The sequence below is a fragment of the Variovorax sp. CAN15 genome (assembly GCF_030462475.1).
Taxonomy (GTDB): Bacteria; Pseudomonadota; Gammaproteobacteria; order Burkholderiales; family Burkholderiaceae_C; genus Variovorax.
Genome location: NZ_JASMRZ010000037.1, coordinates 42,904 through 56,807, shown reverse-complemented (window position 1 = coordinate 56,807; position 13,904 = coordinate 42,904). Strand labels below are relative to the sequence as shown.

The window sequence follows — 13,904 nt, the reverse complement described above, 5'->3', positions numbered from 1 at the left end:
GTGCACCAAGCCGATCACCACCAACGACCAGCTCAACTCCTGGTTCGGACAGATGGGCATGGGCCTCGAATGGCTGCTGCACCGCACGGGCCCGCTGGCGGTGGGCATCAACCAGGGCGGCTGCTTCATGCGCGCGCTGAAAGACGCGGACGGCCGGCCGGTGGCGGCCACGCCCGACATCCAGTTCCACGTGGCCACGCTCTCGGCCTTCGTGGTGCTGATGCGCAACCTGGGCATTCCGTCGCGCATCGTCACCGGCTACCAGGGCGGCGAACTCAACAGCGTCGACAACTTCTGGATCGTGCGCCAGAGCGACGCCCACGCCTGGGCCGAGGTCTGGCAGGAAGGCACCGGCTGGACGCGCGTGGACCCCACCGGCTCCGTCGCGCCGGGGCGCATCGGCCAGTTCCAGCGCCTGAGCCCGCAGCCCGGCCTGTTCGCCGGCGCCATCGGCTCGATGAGCCCCACGCTCGCGCAGAACCTGCGCGCCGTGTGGGAGGCCGTGAACAACGGCTGGAACCAATGGGTGCTCAACTACACCCAGAGCCGCCAGCTCAACCTGCTGAAGAACATCGGCTTCGAGGCGCCGAGCATCGAGGACCTGGGCTACGTGCTGCTGTATCTGCTGGTGGCCGCCAGCCTGGCCGGCGCCGGCTGGACGCTGTGGGAGCGCAGCCGCCACGACCCGTGGCTGCGCCTGCTGGGCCAGGCCCGCGCGCGGCTCGCCAAGGCCGGCCTGAAGCTGCCCGAGACCACGCCGCCCCGCCAGATGGCGCAGGAGGCCGACGCGCGCTTCGGCCCCGCCGCGCAATCGGTGCGCGACTGGCTGCTCAAGCTCGAGGCGCAGCGCTATGCGCCGGCCTCGCCGCAGTCGCTTTCGGCACTGCGCGGCGAGTTCCGCCGGATCGCATGGCCCAGCACCAATCCGGCAAGGGGCTGAAACCACATGTGTCGCTGAAGAAGGGCCGAGCGGGCGGACGGCACAATCGGTCCATGCGATTCCTTCTTCCCAAGCCTTCGCGCACCGCCATGGCGGCCGCGGTCCTTCTCGCCGCCTGCGGTTTCGCGTGGTCCACGGGGGCCCTGGCCCAGAAGTCCGCGAACGGCCGCAGCGGGGCCACGAGCACGGTTCGCGGCAGTACGCCCTATGCCACGCGCGACGACGCGATGCAGTTCGCCGACGAGGTCGCCCAGCGCCGGGGCCTCGACCGTGAATGGGTGCGCGCCACCATCGGCAGCGCGCGCTTCCTGCCCAACGTGCCGCGGCTGATGCTGCCGGGCCCGGTGGGCACGGTGAAGAACTGGCAGACCTACCGCAGCCGCTTCATCGACCCGGTGCGCATCGCCGCCGGCGTGCGCTTCTGGCGCGCCAATGCCGACACGCTGGCGCGCGCCGAGCAGGTGTACGGCGTGCCGCCGGAAATCATCGTCGGCATCATCGGCGTGGAGACCATCTACGGCCGCAACATGGGCAGCTTCCGCGTGATCGATGCGCTGGCCACGCTCTCCTTCGACTTCCCCGACGGCCATCCGCGCGCGGCCGATCGCCGGGCCTTCTTCCGCGGCGAACTCGAAAGCTTCCTGAGCACCGAGAGCCGCACAGCCGAAGACCCGCTCGTGCCCGTGGGCAGCTATGCCGGCGCCATGGGCATGCCGCAGTTCATGCCCAGCAGCATCGCCAAGTACGCGGTCGACTTCGACGGCGACGGCCGCATCGACCTCGTCAACAACCCGGCCGACGTGATCGGCTCGGTCGCCAACTACTTCAAGGCCTTCGGCTGGAAGCCGGGCGTGCCGGCCATCTACCCCGTGCACTTCGAGGAGGCGCGGCTGCAGAAGGCGCTGCTGCTCGCGCCCGACATCCTGCCCACCTTCAGCGCCGACAGCTTCGTGGCCGCCGGTGCGGTGCCGGAGGGCGACGGCATCAACCACAAGGGGCTGTTCGCGCTGGTCGAGCTGCAGAACGGCCTGGACATGCCGCCGACCTACGTGGCCGGCACGCGCAACTTCTACGTGATCACGCGCTACAACTGGAGCAGCTACTACGCCATGTCCGTGCTCGACCTGGGGCAGGAGGTCAAGGAGGCGATGGAGCAGCAGCAACAGGCCGCCAGATGACGCCCGAAGCGCTGCGCGCGAACTGGATTGCCGCGTGGCATGCCTTGGGCGTCGCTTCGCCCGACGACGCGCTGTGCGACGAACTCCAGCGCCGCTATGCCGAGCCGCAGCGGCATTACCACACGATGCAGCACCTGGACGAATGCCTGGGCTGGTTCGAGCGCGAGAAGGCGCTGGCCGAGCGCCCCGGCGAAGTGGCGCTCGCGCTGTGGTTCCACGACGCGATCTACGACGTGCATGCGCACGACAACGAAGCGCGCAGCGCCGACTGGGCAAGGCAGGCGCTGCTCGAAGCCGGTGCCGCGGCGGATGCGGCCGAGCGAGTGCATGCGCTCGTGATGGCAACGCGCCACGACGCCGTGCCCCAGGGCCGCGACGCAGAACTGCTGATCGACATCGACCTGTCGATCCTCGGCGCCGAACGCGCGCGCTTCGACGAATACGAGCGCCAGGTGCAGGCCGAGTACGCCTTCGTTCCCGACGAGGTGCGCCTGCCGCGCCGCCGCGCGATCCTGCAGCGCTTCCTGGACCGCGACGCCATCTACGCCACGCCGCGCATGCACGCGCAGCTCGAAGCCCGGGCACGCGACAACCTGCGGCGCTCCATCGCAGGCTGAGGCTTCAGGCCGGCGCCAGCCGCCACCACTCCGAGCGCGCCGGCTCTGCGTCGCGCTCTTCCTCCACGATTCCGAACAGCAGCCCGTCTCGCGAGGCACCCAGCTTCGCGAGCTGCAGCACGCGCGCTGGATCGCGGCACAGCGCAAAGCTCGCATCGCCTTGCCAATCCAGGCATCGGCCAATCTCGGCCAGCATCAGCGCCGGCTGGCTCTGCATGAATGTGAAAGGCATCGGCAGCCCGGCATCGAGCTGGGCCAGCCCCGCGTTCGTTGCGCCCCACGCGCCGCGCTGGCTGGAGACGCGGATGCGCGCACCGGCCGGCAGCGCCGGCTCGCCCGCGGCGTCGAGGCAACAGCGCGCGCCATACATCGCCAGCTCGGTCCACACGCCCACGCGGCGCGGCCGGCGACCTATGCGGCCGGCAAGATCGTCACGCCATCCTTCGGGCGGCGGATGTGCGACGAAGTGGGCCACCGTGCGCCAGGCGGTCATGGGCCCGTGTCCTTCAATACCAGCGAGGCATGCCCGCCGCCGAAGCCTGCGAAGTTCAGCAGGATGTTGCGCAGCTTTTGCGGCGTCTGCGTGCTCGGCGCAATGCCGAGCGAGGCATCGAGCGGATAGTCGACCGACGGCCAAGCGCCGCCTTCGATGCAGCCGATCAGCAGCGCCAATTCAGCCGCGCCCGAAGCGCCCAGCGTGTGCCCCAGCGCCGGCTTGAGCGACACCAGCGGCGGCAGCGGCTCGAACACCTGCTTCAGCGCCTCGGCCTCGATCGCGTCGTTGACGGGACTGCCGGCGGCCTGCACCTTGATGAGATCGATGTCCGCAGGCTGCAGCCCGCTCTGCGCCAGCGCGCCGCGGCACATCGCATGCACGGCGCTGGCCTCGGTGCCGGAGGGATTGCGCCCATCGACAACGTTGGCGCCGCCCGCGACCTGCCAGCGTGCCGGGCGCGAGCCCAGCCGCAGCGCCGCCACCGCCTCGCCGAGCACCAGCCCGTTGCGCCCTTCGCCGAAGGGCCGGGCGCTGTCGGGCGACAGCAGTTGCATCGCGCCGAAGCCGGCCACCGTGAAGCGGTTGCCCATCTCGGCGCCGATCACCAGCGCCTCGTCGGCTTCGCCGGTGCGGAGCAGGCCGGCGGCAGCCAGCAGCGCGTTCAGCGCCGAGGTGCAGGCGGTGGACACGGTGAACACCGCCCCCTGCCAGCCAAGCGACTCGGCCACGATGCCGGCGAAGTCCTGCAGGTCGCCGCCGAGGCGCAGGTCCTGCTTCTCGTGCTCCATGAAGCCGATGTCGAGCGACGACGAGGCCACGAAGAGCGGCGCGGTGCGCGCGCCCCAGTCGCCGGTCTGCGCGACCACGTCGCGCACCGTGTCGCGCAAACGCTGCGTCCAGTCTCCCGGCCTCGGAGCCAGCGTATGCACGGGCCACTGGATGCCGTCGGCCACGGTCACCGGCTTGGCCGGCACCGCGCCGCGCTTCAGCGACGCCAGCGCCGAGCGCATGTCATCGCCCAGCGCACAGGCCAGCCCCATGCCGGCCAGATAGACGCCGCTCATGCCTTGCCCGCTTGCGCGAGGTGCTCCGCGAGGTGGGCGATGGAAGTCAGCGCCCGGCGCGTTTCCTTGCTGTCAGGCATGCGCACGCCGAAGCGCTGCTGGATCGTCATCGACACCTGCAGGGCATCGAGCGAATCGAGGTCGAGCCGGGCCTCGGGGCCGAAGAGCGGCTCGTCGTCGCCAAGGCCACCGGACGGCTCGCCCTTCTCGACGGCTTCGAGCACCATGGCCTTGAGGCTGGCGATGAATTCGGGGGTGACGGTGATGTTGCTCACGATGCGCGCCTGCGGAAAAGAAAAACGGCCAAGACGAACATCAGCGCCGCGAACGCGACCAGCCGGCCGATCTGCGGCAGGGCATCGGCCACGCCGCCGCCGCGCAGCAGCACGGTGAGCAAGGCCTCCAGCCCCCAGTTCATCGGAGAGATCTCGACCAGCCGCTGCATGAAGCCCGGCATGACGAACTTGGGCACCATGATGCCGCCCGCCGCCGCCATCAGCACGTTGACCATCGGCCCGATGGTCGCGGCCTGCGCATGGCTGCGCACCAGGCAGGCCAGCGCGAGCGAGAGGCTCACGGCCGCCAGGCTCACCGCCGCCAGCGACAGCAGCAAGGCCCCCCAGTGGATGCCCGTGAGCGAGAGCGCATCGCCGCCGATCAGCGGCATGAACCAGATGCCGGCGGCCAGCATCAGCACCGCCTGCAGCGCGTTCACGCCCAGATACGGCAGCGCCTTCGACGCCAGCAGCATGCCGCGCGAAACGCCCAGGCTCTGCAGCCGGCCGAGCGCACCCGAGCTGCGCTCCTGCACGAACAGGCTGGAAAGCGAAGCCACCACGAAGAACATGCCGAACACCAGCCACGCCGGCACGTTCTGCTGCACCGAGGTGGGCCGGGGCCCGGTGGTGGAGAAACGCTCGGCATGCACCATCGCCTGGATCGACGCATCCGGCGCCGGCCCTGCCGTGCCGGGCACCGCCAGCGCAAGGCGCGCCTTCAGTTCGCCCGACGCCCCGATCAGCTCGGCGCGCAGCGCATTGAACAGGTTGGCGTCGATGCCCGGCTCCGCCAGCAGCCGGATGCGCGCCTCGGTCGAGAGCGCGGCCGACTCCAGCTCTTCGGAAAGGCCGGGCTCCATCACGATCACGTATTTGAGCGAGCCGTTGCGCAGCCGCTCCCGCCAGTCGCTGCCAAGAGCCTGCGGCGCACCATGGCCGCGCTGCCAGAGCTGCCTGAGCCACTGTGCCGGCGTCGCGTCATCGCGCATCTCGATCGCGTAGCTCAGCTCGGCCAGCGGCGGGCGGTAGATGTCCTTCAGCGTGAGCGACATCAGCACGATGAAGACCATCGGCATGAGGAACAGCGCGGCAAGGCCGTGCATGTCGCGCGTGAGGGCGAGCAGTTCCTTCCTGATGAGCGCGAGCAGCATGACTTGGGTCTGTTCAGTCGCGCAGCGAACGGTGGGTGAGCGCCATGAAGAGCTGCTCCAGGTCGTGCCGGCCGAACTCGGCATGGCGCACCTCGATGCCCTCGGCCTCCAGTGCGGCCAGCACAGGCGCAGGGCCGCTGCCGGGGTTCAGGTGGATACGCCATTGCACGCCCACCTGCTCCACCGTGCCGAAGCGCGAGAGCATGCCGGCGTCGAGCCCGTCGGCCGCCAGCGTGAGCAGCATCGCGCTCTTCGAGAGCAGTTCGTCGAGCGAGCCTTCGCGCAGCACATGGCCGCGATCGAGGATCGCGACGCGGTCGGCGATCGCCTCGATCTCTTCCATGTAGTGCGATGCGTAGATCACCGCCGCGCCCTGCTGCGCAAGGCTCTTGATGGCGTCGAGGATGAAGGCGCGCGACTGCGGATCGACGCCCACCGTGGGTTCGTCGAACAGCATCAACTCGGGCTCGGGCAGCAGTGCGATGGCCAGGTTGAGCCGGCGCTTGAGCCCGCCCGAGAGCCGCTCGGCGCGCACGGCGGCGAACTGCTCCAGCTGCGCGAACTGCGTGCAGGTCTCGATGCGCTGCTTCCTGCGCTCGCCCGAAAGGCCACCGGCCGCCGCGAACACGGCAAGGTTCTCGGCCACGGTCAGCATCGGATAGAAGGCGTGCTCCTGCGGCGCGACGGCGATGCGCGTGGGCGCCTTGGCGCGCACCTCGTTCAGCGGCTGGCCGTCGATGCGGATCTCGCCCGACTGCACGGCCAGCGCGCCCGACAGGTGCGAGAGCAGCGTGGTCTTTCCGGCGCCATTCGGCCCCAGCAGGCCCAGCACATTGCCGCGTGGCACCGCAAGCGACACCCCGGCCAGCGCGGGCGCGTCGGCGTGGGGGTAGCGGTAGCCGAGCTGGCGCAGCTCCAGCATCGGACCGCCGCCGGGCTGCCCCAACGCGCGCCGGGCCTCCCCCTTCAAGGGTGGCGCAGCTGACACGGCGGCAAGCCCGGAAGCTCCCATATCAGGCGACGGCGGCCTTGAGGTCGCGGAAGAAGCTTTCCTCTTGCTGCGCCTGTTCGCGCAGCCTGGCCGCCAGCGCAGCCGGGTCGACCGCCTCGCGCCCCTTCACCATGCGCGCGGCCTTCAGCGCGAAGGCGCGCCAGCCGTCGCCAATGGCGATGAGCCGCTCCGACATCTGCTGCAACTGCGGCTTGTCGAGCAGCTGCGCGGCCTCCTGCAGGAAGCCCGCGTAGATGAACCGGAAGCCCGCCCCGCCCGTGCCGATTTCTTCCTGCATGCGCACCAGGTGGCCGATGAAGTCCACGCTGCGCGGATCGGTCGGCGACAGCTTCTGCATGCGCGCGGCCAGCGTGCGCATGCCGCGTACGCCGACGATGGGAATGGGCGCAAGCATGGTGCGCACCGTCTTGCGGATGGCCTTGACCACCGAGGCCGCGTCCACCGCCTTGCGCTCGATGGCCTGCGGGTAGTACATGAGGCCCTTCGGCGCCAGCACGCCCTTGGCGAAGCGGGCGCGCGCGAGGTCGCTGCTCGGGCAGCGCACGGGCTCCTCGAACACAGGGTCGCTGATGAGGTAGTCGTCACCGTCCTTGCCGTACACCAGCAGGTTGTGCGCGTTGAAGTGGAAGCGCATGTTCGGCGGGAAGTACGGCAGCCAGTACACCGAGGTCTGCAGCCCCACCAGCTTGCCGTCGGCCAGCAGCGCGTCGAGCCGGCGCTGGCCAGCCTCGGCGCTGCCGAAGGTCTCGAAGCGGAAGCGCGCGGCCATCGGCGCCAGCAGGCCCTTGATGATGGCCTTGGGCGGCATGCGGTACGAAATGAGCGGCAGGCCCGACAGCTTGATGAAGGGCAGGTACGCGAACGAAAGCGCGGACGAAAGCCCCAGCGCCATGCTCTCGCTCATCGGCGCGCCGTGGTGGCGCATGAGGCTGGAGATGACGCCGCTTTCGCAGTGCGCCGCCTGTTGGTGCTTGAAGTCCATCACGGCAGCTCCCGCAAGGTGGAAACGGGCAGGCCCAGCGCCTCGCCGTAGCGCGCGAGCTGTGCGGTCGACAGCGCGGCGAAATGGCGCGGCTGCAGGTGGCGACGCACGCGCCATTGCCAGAAGCCGCTGGTCTGCGAGAGCAGCGCCACGTCCATGCGGCGCTCGTACATCCAGTATTCGAGCGGCGAGGCCAGCCCGGCCTTCACGCGCGCCTTCGCGGCCTGCGCCTGCTCGATGAGCACTTCGACCGCGTGGCTGGTGACGATCTCCTCCGCCTCCCAGCCGCGCGAGGTGGTGGTGACCACGCGGCCCTGCGCGTCGCGCGCGTACATCAGCTTGGAATGGCCGTCGAGGGTCGCGTTGCCCTCCTGCGGTACTGCATCCAGATCCATCTCACTCTCCCGCGTCCGTCAACAGTGGTTTTGGTCCAGGAACACCGCGGAACCGGCTTTGCCGGGCCGCTGGTGTTGCCCCCGGCGAGGGGGTGGGCGGCCACACGAAGTGGGCAAGCCTGGGGGAGTACCTCATGCCACCGCCTCCATGTGGATGAAGCCGCTCGAAAAACGGCCGCTCTCGGGCACGAACATCAGCAGCTTGTGGCCGGGCTTGATTCGGCCCGAGCGGAAAAGCTCGTCGAGCATGATGTACGGCGAGGCCGAGCCCGTGTTGCCCTTGGTCGCGAGGTTGCTGAACCAGCGCTCCCGCGGGATCGGAAAACCCAGCGCCTCGAGGGCATGGCTCACGGGCTCCACGAAGTACTGCGACGAGAGGTGCGGCAGGAACCAGTCGACGTCGGCCGCCTTCAGCCCGCGCCGCTCGATGACATCGGCCAGCGGCTCGGCCAGCGCGGCGCGCACGATGTTGTCGTTGAGCAGGCGCACGTCCTGCTTCACGGCGAAGGTGGATTCGCCGCGCCACTCGTCGGGCGACTTGCGGGCCCAGCCGTCGAGGCCGCCTTCGGCGTTCTTCCCGGCGCCGGCGTACATGCAGGCCGGCAGCTCATGCGCGGCCGAGGAAAGATCGATCCAGTCGATGCGCAGCGACAGCGGCCCGCGCGGCGCGTTCTCCAGCAGCACGGCACCCGCGCCGTCGGAAAGCATCCAGCGCAGGAAGTCCTTCTCGAAGGCCAGTTCGGGCCGCGCCTCGAGCGCCTCGATCTCGTGCTCGAACTCGGCCTCGAAGCGCGAGCCGCGCATCACGGCCGAGGCCAGTTCGGAGCCGGTGGCGACCGCGCGCCGCGCATCGCCCGCGCGCACCGAGAGCCACGCATGCTTCAGCGCAGCGGCGCCGGCCAGGCAGATGCCCGCGCAGGCCACCACTTCGAGCCGTGGCCAGCCGAGCTCGCCGTGCACCATCACCGCGTGGTTGGGCATGAGCTGGTCGGGCAGCGAGGTGCCGGTGACGAGGCAGTCGACCCGCCCAACGTCGCCCAGCGCGCGGATCGCGCTGGCGGTGAGCTGGGCGTTGGTCATCGCCAGCTCGCCGGTGGCGCGGTCGATGGCGTAGTGGCGCGACTGGATGCCGTTGCTGCGAAGGATCAGCCGCCGCGCACGGGACGCCTTGCCGCCGATGCGACCGAGGACGTCTTCGATATCTTCATTGCTGACCGGGGAAAAGGGCAGGAAAGCGGCAGTGCGGGTCAGAAAGACATCAGTCGTCATAGAGAGGGGTGCGGTCGGTGGCCGAGCCCGACGGGCACTCGAATTGGGCCGTCATTCTAGTCAGCCACCCTCTGAACAGAGGCCGCAGGAGCGCCTGCAGGCTCAGGCTCACTGGTACCACCGTAATGATCAGTACCAGCAGAAACAGCACGTACAGCAGCAGGAGCGGCTTGCGCTGCCATGCGCCCGGGCCGCCGGCGGCCATGATGAGCTTGCCCCAGAGGTAGAAGCTGCGCGTGCCGGCCTTCTCGCTGATGAGCAGCCTGGCGTTGGCCTGCACCGCCCCGAGGCCGGCCAGCAGCGGCTGCGTGCCGCGCTCCAGATCCTGGTGCAGTGCGTCGCGCAGGGCCCGGCCGAAGCGGGCCGTACCCGCGATCTGGTCGGCACTGAGGCCTGCATCAGGCATGCCCCAGAAGCCGCGCTTGCGGCCCCAGATCAGCCAGGCCGGGGTGGTGAAGAAGGTGGCGAGCGTGGGCCCTGGGTCGGTGAGCACCACGTTGTCGATCAGCCGCGCGCCCACGTCGTCGAGCATGCCCTTGAGCTTTTCCTGCGCCAGCAGCCACATGTTGCGGCAGGCGATGACCGTGACCACCGGTTTGCCCTTGAGCAGCCGCGCCGCCACCGGGTGCTTGAGGAAGGCCGCCACCGGCTGCGAGGGCGCCAGGAACCACACCTGGTACGGCAGCACGACGAGGTCGAAGTCTTCATCGCCCGTGAGCGTGAGCGGCGCCAGCGGCTGCGGCTTCATGTGGGCCGACTCGGGGAAAGCGTCGAAGAAGCTGATGAAGGGCCAGGGAAAGGGGTACGGCTGCAGCGGACGCAGCACTTCCTCGTGCACCTGGATGGCCGGGTCCGCCTTCAGCGGCGCGACGATCCGGTCGGCGACCTCGTCGAGCTGGCCAGACTGCGAATAGCGCAGGACGAGGACGCGCTTGACGCTCGAAGGCGCACGGAAAGGGCTGGAAAGGCTGGAATTCACTGGCTCGGGCATTTCGGGGGCCGTCGAATGTAAGCGAAGCACCCCGCGAACGCATCTGCCATTGGTCATGGCGTCGCGTCAATCAGACGATCAATGCCCATTTGTACCGCTGCGAGACGCTACATTCGAAGCCCCGCCGCCCACTCCATGTCCAGCCCACCTGCTTCCGTCGAACAGCTGCTCGAACTTGCGATCCGCCTCGTCAACGCGGGGCAGGCGTCCCGGGCGCGACAGCTTTGCGAGCACGCCCGCCTGCAGCATCCGCCACATCCGGCAGTACTTCAGCTGCTGGCGCGCCTGCAGCTGGAGGCCGGCGCGCCKGTGGAGGCCGACGCCTCCATAGCCGAAAGCCTCGCGCTGCGCCCCGACCATGGCCCTTCTTTGCTCCTGGGGGGCGACATAGCGCGTGCCAACGGCGACGTCGCGCTGGCCCTGGCCCGCCACGAGCGCGCCGTGGAACTCCTGCCAGGGCGCGAGCAGGCACTGAACTCGCTGGGCCTGACGCTCAAGGCGGCCGGCCGCGAAGCCGAAGCGGCACGGGCGCTTCGGCGGGCCGCCGCGCTCGCTCCGGCACATGGAGGCATCTGGTTCGAACTGGCCCTGGTGCTGCAGGACCTGCGCGACTTCGACGGCGCCGCCGAAGCCCTGCGGCAGGTGCTGCGCGTTTCCCCGCCGCGGGCCGAAGTCGAGGTCAACCTCGGCATCGTGCTGCAGGAGGCGGGCCGGATGGAGGAAGCAATGCAGGCCTACGGCCGCGCCTGCCGGTTGAATGCCGACACCTTCGGGCGCATCGCGCATGCGCTGGCCACCGCGCCCACCGGGCGCCTCTGGCTCGACCTGGACGAACTGCGCGCGGCGCTGCTTGCCGCACCGGCCTGAACGACAGGGTTCGCGACAGCGCTCAGCCCGCGCCGCGCTTGCTGCGAAACGCCTTGCGATAGACGCCCGGCCCCGCCATGATCTTTTCGGCCAGTTGCTCGTAGCCCTTTGCCCGGGCCCCGGACATGGGCTCGCAGGAAAGCTCGAGCGGCACGCGCGGCACCGGATAGCACTGCGCCACCGGCGTGACGCGCGGCAGCACGCCGCTGAAGCCGGGGTCGGTCCAGATCGCCGGAAAGTTGATGCCGACCTCGTTGAAGCGGTCTGCATCGACCAGCCCCGTGACGAGCCTGAACGGCAGGTCGTCGCGATTCACGGGATGCACCGCCATCAGCGACCACCCTTCGTCGACCTCCACGGTCCAGAAACTGTTGAACTTGATGGCCGATTGCCGGCCGCGCTCGAGCGGCGAGCCCGCGATCTGCTGCGGCACATGAAAACTCAGCGGCGCACGCGGATACCCCTGCACAGAGAGCGCGGGCAACGGCCAGTCCCAGCTGAAGCGCCCTGCTTCCACGCTCACGTCGCAGGGCAGAAGCATCATGAAGCCGTGCGTCATCGCATCGACGAACGGCGGGCACTGCTTGACCGTGCGGATGCTGCGCTGGTGCACCGGCGAAGGCGCCCTCGGCGCCATCCGCCGCAGCCAGTCAGGCAGCGCGGCCTTGGCCGGCACCGGGCGCGGCAGCAGGTCGAACAGGGCGGGATCGCAGCGGAATCGGATGTTCATGGCGATCCATTGTCTTTGCTCCTTCCCCCTGCGGGGGAAGATCGGGATGGGGACGGCCCGCATTCAATGCAACGCATCCGCCGGATGCCGCCGTGCCCCTCTCCCAGCCCTCCCCATGGGGGAGGGAGCAAGACTGCCTTTACCTGACGCGGCCTTCCTTCCAGGCTGCGAGCAGCTTGTCGTAGGCCACGGTCTCACCCTTGGGCTTCTCGTTGGCAAGCTTCTTCCACGGTGCGTGGTCGCTGCTCAGCCACTTGTTCGGGTCGCCCTTGGGGTTGAGCTTGGGCGCACAGTTGGCCATGCCCGCGCGCTGCAGGCGGCCCATCACGTCGTCCATCTCGTTGGCCAGGTTGTCCATGGCGGCCTGGGGTGTCTTCTCGCCGGTCACGGCCACGGCCACGTTCTTCCACCAGAGCTGCGCGAGCTTGGGATAGTCGGGCACGTTGTTGCCGGTCGGCGTCCAGGCCACGCGGGCAGGGCTGCGGTAGAACTCGATCAGGCCGCCGTACTTGGCAGCGTTCTTGGTGAAGTAGTCGGAGCGGATGTCGCTGTCGCGGATGAAGGTTAGGCCGACGATCGACTTCTTCAGCGAGGTCGTCTTGGCGGTCACGAACTGCGCATAGAGCCATGCGGCCGCCGCGCGATCAGGATCGTTCGACTTCAGGAAAGTCCAGGAGCCCACGTCCTGGTAGCCGTTCTGCATGCCGTCCTTCCAGTACGGACCATGCGGGCCGGGCGCCATGCGCCACTTCGGCGTGCCGTCGGCATTCACCACCGGCAGGCCCTGCTTGATCATGTCCGCCGTGAAGGCGGTGTACCAGAACACCTGCTGCGCGATCTGCCCCTGCGCGGGCACCGGGCCCGACTCGCCGAAGGTCATGCCCATGGCTTCCTTGGGTGCGTACTTCTTCATCCAGTCGATGTACTTCGTGAGCGCATAGACGGCCGCCGGCGAGTTGGTCGCACCGCCGCGCGCCACCGAGGCGCCCACCGGCGTGCACTTGTCGTCGGCCACGCGGATGCCCCATTCGTCGATCGGCAGGCCGTTCGGAATGCCCTTGTCGGCAGCGCCGGCCATCGACAGCCAGGCGTCGGTGAAACGCCAGCCCAGCGACGGGTCTTTCTTGCCGTAGTCCATGTGGCCGTAGATCGGCTTGCCGTCGATGGTCTTCACGTCTTCGCTGAAGAAGGCCGCGATGTCCTCGTAGGCCGACCAGTTGATCGGCACGCCCAGGTCATAGCCGTACTTGGCCTTGAACTTGTCCTGCAGGTCCTTGCGTGCGAACAGGTCGGCGCGGAACCAGTACAGGTTGGCGAACTGCTGGTCGGGCAGCTGGTACATCTTCTTGTCGGGCGCCGTCGTGAAGCTGGTGCCGATGAAGTCCTTGAGGTCGAGGCCGGGGTTGGTGTATTCCTTCCACGCGCCGTTCATCTGGTCGGTCAGCGCCAGTGCGGTGCCATAGCGGTAGTGGGTGCCGATGTGGTCGGAGTCGTTGATCCAGCCGTCGTAGATCGACTTGCCCGACTGCATCGAGGTCTGCAGCTTCTCGACCACATCGCCTTCCTGGATGATGTCGTGCTTGACCTTGATGCCGGTGATTTCCTCGAATGCCTTGGCCAGCGTCTTCGACTCGTACTCGTGCACGGTCAGCGTCTCGGAGACGACCGAGATTTCCTTCACCCCCTTGGCCTGCAGCTTCTTGGCCGCATCGATGAACCACTTCATTTCCTCCATCTGCTTGTCTTTCGACAAGGTCGATGGCTGGAACTCGCTGTCGATCCATTTCTTGGCTTCGGCCTCGCCAGCCCAAGCGCCGTGCGTGGCGAACATCGCCGCCGCCATTGCCAGTGCCGTGTAGCGCATCTTCATGACTGTGTCTCCTCGGTTGGTGCCCCCCCGGTGTGTCTGATCGCGGCTCCGGGGAGGCGGAGAG

15 protein-coding genes are annotated in these 13,904 nt (G+C 68.9%); 4 read left to right on the top strand and 11 right to left on the bottom strand.

Features of this window, described 5'->3' with window-relative positions; translation table 11 throughout:
- From QMO14_RS20840 to QMO14_RS20830, 3 genes are all read left to right on the top strand, one after another.
- The coding region (locus QMO14_RS20840) for a transglutaminase family protein (protein WP_301509440.1) at positions 1–940 on the top strand (940 nt) is incomplete at its 5' end.
- A 53-nt stretch (positions 941–993) separates the two neighbouring features.
- Complete coding sequence (mltB, locus tag QMO14_RS20835) at positions 994–2,118, top strand: lytic murein transglycosylase B (RefSeq protein ID WP_301509438.1); 1,125 nt, start codon at positions 994–996, stop codon at positions 2,116–2,118.
- On the top strand, positions 2,115–2,735 hold the full coding sequence (locus tag QMO14_RS20830) for an N-methyl-D-aspartate receptor NMDAR2C subunit (RefSeq protein ID WP_301509436.1): 621 nt from the start codon (positions 2,115–2,117) through the stop codon (positions 2,733–2,735). Before mltB ends, QMO14_RS20830 begins: the two co-directional genes overlap by 4 nt.
- 4 nt (positions 2,736–2,739) lie before the next feature.
- On the opposite strand, the gene QMO14_RS20825 is transcribed toward QMO14_RS20830, so the two are convergent.
- From QMO14_RS20825 to QMO14_RS20785, 9 genes are all read right to left on the bottom strand, one after another.
- Positions 2,740–3,228, bottom strand: a complete 489-nt coding sequence (locus QMO14_RS20825) for a hypothetical protein (protein WP_301509434.1) — start codon at positions 3,226–3,228, stop codon at positions 2,740–2,742.
- On the bottom strand, positions 3,225–4,295 hold the full coding sequence (locus QMO14_RS20820) for a beta-ketoacyl synthase N-terminal-like domain-containing protein (RefSeq protein WP_301509432.1): 1,071 nt from the start codon (positions 4,293–4,295) through the stop codon (positions 3,225–3,227). Before QMO14_RS20820 ends, QMO14_RS20825 begins: the two co-directional genes overlap by 4 nt.
- Positions 4,292–4,522 (bottom strand): acyl carrier protein, encoded by a 231-nt coding sequence (locus QMO14_RS20815; RefSeq protein ID WP_367618162.1) that lies wholly within the window; start codon positions 4,520–4,522, stop codon positions 4,292–4,294. The genes QMO14_RS20820 and QMO14_RS20815 overlap by 4 nt, the downstream gene beginning before the upstream one ends.
- 44 nt (positions 4,523–4,566) lie before the next feature.
- Positions 4,567–5,724 carry an ABC transporter permease gene (locus QMO14_RS20810; protein ID WP_301509429.1) on the bottom strand — a complete coding sequence of 386 codons (1,158 nt, stop codon included), beginning with the start codon at positions 5,722–5,724 and terminating at the stop codon, positions 4,567–4,569.
- Between the two features lie 13 nt (positions 5,725–5,737).
- Positions 5,738–6,646, bottom strand: coding sequence for an ABC transporter ATP-binding protein (locus QMO14_RS20805; protein ID WP_301509428.1), 909 nt, complete (start codon positions 6,644–6,646; stop codon positions 5,738–5,740).
- 91 nt (positions 6,647–6,737) lie between these two features.
- The gene (locus QMO14_RS20800; RefSeq protein ID WP_301509426.1) at positions 6,738–7,718 is read right to left on the bottom strand and encodes a BtrH N-terminal domain-containing protein; all 981 of its coding nucleotides are present in this window, start codon (positions 7,716–7,718) and stop codon (positions 6,738–6,740) included.
- The gene (locus QMO14_RS20795; RefSeq protein WP_301509424.1) at positions 7,718–8,113 is read right to left on the bottom strand and encodes a hypothetical protein; all 396 of its coding nucleotides are present in this window, start codon (positions 8,111–8,113) and stop codon (positions 7,718–7,720) included. Before QMO14_RS20795 ends, QMO14_RS20800 begins: the two co-directional genes overlap by 1 nt.
- Before the next feature lie 132 nt (positions 8,114–8,245).
- Complete coding sequence (locus tag QMO14_RS20790) at positions 8,246–9,382, bottom strand: beta-ketoacyl-ACP synthase III (RefSeq protein WP_301509423.1); 1,137 nt, start codon at positions 9,380–9,382, stop codon at positions 8,246–8,248.
- Positions 9,372–10,373, bottom strand: coding sequence for a dialkylrecorsinol condensing enzyme (locus QMO14_RS20785; RefSeq protein WP_301509422.1), 1,002 nt, complete (start codon positions 10,371–10,373; stop codon positions 9,372–9,374). Before QMO14_RS20785 ends, QMO14_RS20790 begins: the two co-directional genes overlap by 11 nt.
- A 135-nt stretch (positions 10,374–10,508) precedes the next feature.
- Between QMO14_RS20785 and QMO14_RS20780 the strand changes: the two genes are divergently transcribed.
- Positions 10,509–11,240: a tetratricopeptide repeat protein gene (locus QMO14_RS20780; RefSeq protein WP_301509420.1), complete on the top strand. Its 732-nt coding sequence runs from the start codon at positions 10,509–10,511 to the stop codon at positions 11,238–11,240.
- A gap of 22 nt (positions 11,241–11,262) precedes the next feature.
- Here QMO14_RS20780 and QMO14_RS20775 read toward each other — a convergent pair whose 3' ends face one another.
- Together QMO14_RS20775 and QMO14_RS20770 are read right to left on the bottom strand one after the other, a co-directional pair.
- On the bottom strand, positions 11,263–11,970 hold the full coding sequence (locus QMO14_RS20775; protein WP_301509419.1) for a hypothetical protein: 708 nt from the start codon (positions 11,968–11,970) through the stop codon (positions 11,263–11,265).
- 139 nt (positions 11,971–12,109) lie between these two features.
- Positions 12,110–13,840, bottom strand: a complete 1,731-nt coding sequence (locus tag QMO14_RS20770; protein WP_301509417.1) for an ABC transporter substrate-binding protein — start codon at positions 13,838–13,840, stop codon at positions 12,110–12,112.
- Between the last annotated feature and the right edge of the window lie 64 nt (positions 13,841–13,904).

Bases quoted from the DNA above. Each gene is read 5' to 3' on its own strand.
- QMO14_RS20805 (WP_301509428.1), bottom strand. From the start codon at position 6,646: ATGCTGGAGCTGCGCCAGCTCGGCTACCGCTACCCCCACGCCGACGCG.
- QMO14_RS20800 (WP_301509426.1), bottom strand. From the start codon at position 7,718: ATGGACTTCAAGCACCAACAGGCGGCGCACTGCGAAAGCGGCGTCATC.
- QMO14_RS20790 (WP_301509423.1), bottom strand. From the start codon at position 9,382: ATGACGACTGATGTCTTTCTGACCCGCACTGCCGCTTTCCTGCCCTTT.
- QMO14_RS20785 (WP_301509422.1), bottom strand. From the start codon at position 10,373: ATGCCCGAGCCAGTGAATTCCAGCCTTTCCAGCCCTTTCCGTGCGCCT.
- QMO14_RS20815 (WP_367618162.1), bottom strand. From the start codon at position 4,522: ATGGTGCTCGAAGCCGTCGAGAAGGGCGAGCCGTCCGGTGGCCTTGGC.
- mltB (WP_301509438.1), top strand. From the start codon at position 994: ATGCGATTCCTTCTTCCCAAGCCTTCGCGCACCGCCATGGCGGCCGCG.
- QMO14_RS20825 (WP_301509434.1), bottom strand. From the start codon at position 3,228: ATGACCGCCTGGCGCACGGTGGCCCACTTCGTCGCACATCCGCCGCCC.
- QMO14_RS20830 (WP_301509436.1), top strand. From the start codon at position 2,115: ATGACGCCCGAAGCGCTGCGCGCGAACTGGATTGCCGCGTGGCATGCC.
- QMO14_RS20775 (WP_301509419.1), bottom strand. From the start codon at position 11,970: ATGAACATCCGATTCCGCTGCGATCCCGCCCTGTTCGACCTGCTGCCG.
- QMO14_RS20770 (WP_301509417.1), bottom strand. From the start codon at position 13,840: ATGAAGATGCGCTACACGGCACTGGCAATGGCGGCGGCGATGTTCGCC.
- QMO14_RS20810 (WP_301509429.1), bottom strand. From the start codon at position 5,724: ATGCTGCTCGCGCTCATCAGGAAGGAACTGCTCGCCCTCACGCGCGAC.
- QMO14_RS20820 (WP_301509432.1), bottom strand. From the start codon at position 4,295: ATGAGCGGCGTCTATCTGGCCGGCATGGGGCTGGCCTGTGCGCTGGGC.
- QMO14_RS20795 (WP_301509424.1), bottom strand. From the start codon at position 8,113: ATGGATCTGGATGCAGTACCGCAGGAGGGCAACGCGACCCTCGACGGC.